This window comes from Inquilinus sp., from assembly GCF_057815775.1.
This window is the reverse complement of sequence record NZ_JBYRFX010000015.1, coordinates 1-5658: the sequence shown is the minus strand read 5'-3', so window position 1 is coordinate 5658 and position 5658 is coordinate 1. Positions and strand designations below refer to the sequence as shown.

Below are 5658 nucleotides of genomic sequence, written 5' to 3'. Positions count from 1 at the left end.
GTGCAGATCCTCCGGCACCGTCTGCAGCCCGGCCAGCATCATGATCATGGCGAAGGGGAATTCCTTCCAGACATTGACCACGATCAGCGAGGCCAGTGACGTATGGACGTTGTCCAGGAAGTTGATCGGCCGGTCGGTGATGCCGAGCGCCACCGAGATCGCGCCGATCACCCCGAAATCGCTGTGATACAGCCAGCGCCAGACATAGGCGGCGGCGACGGCGCTGATGACATAGGGGATCAGCAGGATGCCGCGCAGGATGCCCCGGCCGAAGAAATAGCGGTTGAGCGACAGGGCGGCGCCGAGCCCGAGGACAAAAGCGAAGAAGGTCGAGAACACCGTCCAGACCAGGGTGTTGATCGTGACCTCACGGAAGCTGGCGCTGGTCAGGATACGGGCATAGTTGTCCAGGCCGACATAGGCCTTGTCGGCCATGGCCAGGCTGGGCGGCGTGTTGAAGAACGACAGGTAGACCGTGTCGTAGATCGGGTAGCCGATCACCACCAGCATCACCGCGAAGGCCGGCGCGATGTAGAGATAATCGGCCCAGTGGCGGGCGATCCGCCTGAACAGGCCGAGACGTCTGCGGGGTACGGTCCGCACCCTCGGCGCGTCGCCCTGCGCGGCAGCGATGGTCACGCCCGGAACCTCCTTGTCATGGGGAACGGGAACGGGCCTAAAGGCCCGACAGCAGGTCCTTGATCTTGTTGGCGGCGTCGTCGGCCGCGTCGGCCACCGTCATCTTCCCGGTCAGCGCGTTCTGCATCATGTCCGGGACGATGATGTTCATGATCTCCGCCGATTCCGGAATGACCGGGAACGGGATCCCGCTCGGCAGCATCGAGGTCGTGACGTTCAGGAACTTGATCTCCTGCAGCCGCTGCTTCATCCACTTGGTGCGGAAGCCGCGGGTGTTGCCGGGGTTGGAGCCGACCCAGGCCAGCTTGGTCGACCATTCCGGCCCGGTGGAGAAGGCGACGAAAGCGCGGGCGGCGTCCATGTCCAGGCCGCCATCGACCACGTCCGGCTTGAAGATGTGCGCGTTGGAGCCGCCGAACACCACGGCGCGCCGTGCCGGGCCCTTGGGGATCAGCCCATAGCGCATGTTCGCCACGACGGCGTCGGCGATCTTGCGGTCGTTCCCGGTCGCCTTCTTGGCCCGGTCCAGCATGGTGGCGTATTCGATCGGGTGGCTGATCATCATGGCCAACTGGCCGGCGATGAACGGATCCTGATTCTCGGTCTGGGTGTTGGTCAGCGCCGATGTCGGCACCGACTTGTCCCGGACATACATGTCATAGGACGCCTGCAGTGCAGCCTTGGAGCCTGCATTGTTGATGTAGACGTCCTTGTAGCCGGGGCTCGCCTCGGCCTCGTCAAGTGCGCCGCCGCCATAGGCCCAGCATTGCGGCATGAAGCGGAAGGGCGTGTTGCCGGCATTGGTGCGGGCCACCAGGCCGTAGCCGTTCTTGCCGGTCTTGTCCTTGATCTGCTTGGAAAAGGCGACGAGCTCGTCCCAGGTCGCCGGCGGCGTCTCCGGATCCAGCCCGGCATCCTTGAAGATCGCGGCGTTCCAGATCAGCGCCATGGTCTCGTTGTTGGTCGGCACGCCGTAGGTCTTGCCCTGCCAGGTCACCGACTTCATCGCGCCGGGCCAGAAATCAGCGGTGCGGAAGCCGACCGCCTCCGGCGCCAATTCGCTCAGCTGGCCCTTGGCGGCGAATTCGACGCCCCACAGGATCGGCAGCTTCGCCACCATCGGCGCCGCATTGCCGAGCGCTGCGGCCCGCAGCTTGTTCAGCATCTGGTTGTAGTCGAGGTTCTGCTTGTCGACCGTGATGTTCGGATAGGTCTTGGCGAAGCTGTCCCAGAACTGGGCGTCGATCTCGTGCTCGACCTGCGGCGACGCTTCGTTCGGCCCGACCCACCAGTAGGTCAGCCGGCCCTTGGTGTCGAGCGGCACCACCTTGGCGCATTCGGCCGCAGTGTCGACCTCCGCCGTCCCGGCAATGCTGTCGATGTAGTCAGGCGTCCAGTTCGAGGTGTCGATGCTGCCGGCGTCGTCGGCCCAGGCCGCGAACGGGCTGCCGAACCCCGCGGCCACCAGCCCCGCGCCGGCCGAATAGCCCAGAAAGCGGCGGCGGTCGACGGGATGCGAAAAGAGGTCACCAGCATGAAACTTGGACATGGTCGGTCCTCCCAATGGTCTCGCCTCTCGGTGCGAGTTTCGGTGAGCCTAGGCTGGCCCGGGAAACTGCGTCAAGGCTGGTCCGCAACTTATTGCGGTTTTTGTTATCTTGTTAGCTGACGTTACCACGCGCTCAATCGAAGAACGCGGCGTCTTCCGGCAGCAGGTACGGCCGGGCCTTCTCCGGATTGAGATCGACCCCCATGCCGGGGCGGTCCCACACCTCGATCATCCCGTTCTGCACGATCGGATCGGGCAGGCCGTCGACGATGTCGTACCACCAGGCCGGATCGCCGCTGGGGTATTCGAAGGCGATGAAATTGTGCGGCAGCGTCGCCGAGACCTGGACCAGGGCGGCGAGGCCGAGCACGCCGTTGCCGGTGCCGTGCGGTGCCATCAGGATGCCGTGCAGGTTGGCGTATTCGGCGATCCATTTCAGCTCGGCGATGCCGCCGACATCACAAGGGTCGGGGCCGATCACGTTCACCGCATGGCCTTCGATCAGCGCTTTGAAGTTCTGGCGCAGATAGATCTGCTCACCGGTGTGGATCGGCGTCGAGGTCGCGCGGGTGACCTCGCGATAGACGTCGGCATTGACGTAGGGTACGTAGTCGCCGGTGATCAGATCCTCGAGCCAGAGCAGGTTGTATTCCTCGACCGCGCGGGCGAAGCGGATCGCGTCGGGCACGGTCCAGCCTGGGCCACAATCGAGCGCCAGGCCGACGCCATCGCCCAGCACCTCCTTCATCGCCGCGACGCAGGCGATGACATGCTTCATGCCGCGCTCGGTCATCAGCCCGGAATCCATGGCGCCATGGAACACGCTCTTCTGCGGCGAGCCGTAATAGAAATCCGGCACTTCGCGCCGCATCGGGCTGTGGAAGCCGATCGCCTGCTTAATCATGGTGAAGCCCTGCGGCAGGGCCATCTGGCGCTTGGCGTCCGCCGCATAGTGCTCGGGGTCGTAACCGCCGAGCGGCACGCGCAGCGAGCCATTGTAGACCCGGACATGGTCGCGCACCTTGCCGCCGAGCAGCTTGTAGACCGGCAGGCCGGCCGCCTTCCCGGCCACATCCCACAGCGCCATCTCGATGGCGCTGACCGCGGCGCCCCAGGGCTTGAAGGCGCCGCGCTGGCGGATGCGCAGCATCACCCGCTCGACATTGGTCGGGTCTTCGCCGATCAGCGCCTCACGGAAATGCAGGATGTGCGGCTTCAGATACGGTTTCTGGTGTTCGACCTCGCCATAGCCGCTGATGCCCTGGTCGGTGACAACGCGCACGATCGGGTTCTTGCCGATGACCGCGCATTTCAAATCAACGATTTTCATGCTGGGGCGCCCCGCTTGGTGGGGGACGGGCGACGCCGCCCACCCGTGTTTCCTCACTCGTCTTTTTTATGTCCGATTTTTCGGATGCGAGGGCGAGCCTAACACAGGAGAATTTCATTGCAACTTGTTAGGTGAATGAAATTTCTACTTCGCCTTCTTCGCGAGCTTCAGCGCCGCAGCCAGCCAGGCCGTGGAGCCGACCAGGCCGGTCGAGGCCCGGGTCACGATCTCGGCAACCAGCGCCACCCGCACCGGCGGCCGGGCGGCAGCTTCGGCGTCGCCGATCCGGTCGGCGATGCAGCGCACCATGGTGGCGCCGATCTCGACCTGCGGCGTCCGCACCGTGGTCAACCGCGGCGACACCTGCGAGGCCGCGGCGAAATCGTTGAAGCCGACCACCGAGATGTCCTCGGGCACCCGGATGCCGAGGCGCAGCAGGTCGGAGACCACATTCACGGCAATGCCGTCATGGGCGCAGAACAGGGCGGTCGGCGCGCCGCCGGCCCTGATATAGGCGAAGAACACGTCGCGGAAGCCCTCGGCCTCGTCGAAGACGATGTCGTCGACGGTGGCGCCCTCCTGCTCCAGCGCCCCGTCGCGGAAGCCACGGAAGCGCTCGGCACGGCCGAGCGGCGTCGTGCTGCCATGGACGAAGGCCATCCGGCGGTGGCCAAGCCCGAGCAGCAGGCGGGCGACGCCGACCCCGGCCTCCCAATCGGCGCCGACCACCTGGTCGATCCGCTCCATTGGGCCGACATAAGTGGCGCAGACCACCGGCAGCCCGGTGCGGGCGGCCAGGCCGGACACCTCCGTCGGCCGCGGCACCGCCAGGATCAGGCCGACCACGGCGCTGTCGAGCTGGCTGCCGTCGCCGAGATGGCGGGCCTGGCGCGGCACGATCGACAGGCCCAGCCGCTCCCCTTCCCGCTCCGCGCCATGAAGCATGTTGAGCCACAACTCGCTCGAGACCGGGTCGATCTCCTGGCGGATGAACAGGATCTGGCCCGCGGCCGCCACCGGCTCCTGGCCGCGGCGATAGCCCAGGCTGTGGGCGGCGCGCAGCACCCGGCTGCGCGTGGCCTCGCCGACGCCGGATTTGCCGGACAGGGCGCGGGACACGGAGAATTTGGAAATCCCGAGCTTGTCGGCGATGTCCTGGATGGTGACGCGACCTGACGCCATACGAATGTTGCGTTCCTTGTTTGGACCGCACCTTCTGCCGCAGCGGGCCTTCTGCCGTCAAGTTGACGCATATGCGCCAACATGGCTTGCGTGTTTTGTTTGGCAATGATAGCCAATTGCCTAACAACAAGCAAACTTCACAAGAGGTTGGCAGCATGACAGGACGTCTGGAGGACACCGCCCGCGACCGGGTCGAGGACGCGGTATCGACCCATTCCCGCCCGAGCGACCTGAAGATCACCGATCTGCGCGTCGCGGTGGTCACCGGCAGCGGCTACTACCCGATCATCCGGATCGACACCAACCAGGGCATCTCCGGCCTCGGCGAGGTCCGCGACGGCGGCCATGCCGAGAATGCCCTGCAGTTCAAGCACATGCTGCTCGGCCAGAACCCATGCAATGTCGACATGATCTTCTCCGCCCTGCGCCGTTACGGCAGCTGGGGGCGCGAGGGCGGCGGCGTCTCGGGCATCGAGATCGCGCTGTGGGACCTGGTCGGCAAGGCCTATGGCGTGCCCTGCCACCAGTTCCTCGGCGGCAAGCATCGCGACCGCGTCCGCATCTACGGCGACACCCCGGCGCCGGCGCAGATGACGCCGGAGGGCTATGTCGAGGCGGTGTTGCGCCGCAAGGCGCTGGGCCTGAACTTCATCAAGTTCGACCTGCCGCCGCGCTTCTTCAACGGGGCCGCGAACGCCCTGGTCGGCCAGGCCACGCTGCATGAATACGACCTCGCCAAGGCCTGGCGCGCGCCGGGCGCCGGGCGCGGCATCAAGCTGGGCCAGGCCGGCATCGCCGCCGCGGTCGACGTCGTCCGCGCGGTGCGCGAGGCGGTCGGCAACGACATCTCCCTGTGCATCGACCATTTCGGCGAAGGCTACATGACCGCCGACGAGGCGATCCGCCTGGGCCAGGCGCTGGAGCCCTTCGACCTGGCCTGGCTGGAAGACCCCCTGCC

5 protein-coding genes are annotated in these 5658 nt (G+C 66.0%); 1 reads left to right on the top strand and 4 read right to left on the bottom strand.

The genetic code is table 11. The features are described 5' to 3' along the window. The 4 genes from AC3XYG_RS00625 to AC3XYG_RS00610 all read right to left on the bottom strand — a co-directional run. On the bottom strand, positions 1-639 hold a 639-nt coding region (locus AC3XYG_RS00625), incomplete at its 3' end, for a carbohydrate ABC transporter permease (RefSeq protein ID WP_489137877.1). 37 nt (positions 640-676) lie between these two features. Continuing rightward, complete coding sequence (locus AC3XYG_RS00620) at positions 677-2188, bottom strand: extracellular solute-binding protein (protein WP_489137876.1); 1512 nt, start codon at positions 2186-2188, stop codon at positions 677-679. Between the two features lie 133 nt (positions 2189-2321). Next, positions 2322-3518, bottom strand: coding sequence for a mandelate racemase/muconate lactonizing enzyme family protein (locus tag AC3XYG_RS00615; protein WP_489137875.1), 1197 nt, complete (start codon positions 3516-3518; stop codon positions 2322-2324). Between the two features lie 144 nt (positions 3519-3662). Next, a complete protein-coding gene (locus AC3XYG_RS00610) occupies positions 3663-4700 on the bottom strand; it encodes a LacI family DNA-binding transcriptional regulator (RefSeq protein WP_489137874.1) in 1038 nt (345 codons plus the stop codon). A gap of 155 nt (positions 4701-4855) precedes the next feature. Between AC3XYG_RS00610 and AC3XYG_RS00605 the strand changes: the two genes are divergently transcribed. Then, positions 4856-5658, top strand: an 803-nt coding sequence (locus tag AC3XYG_RS00605) for an enolase C-terminal domain-like protein (RefSeq protein WP_489137873.1), incomplete at its 3' end; no start/stop codon positions are given.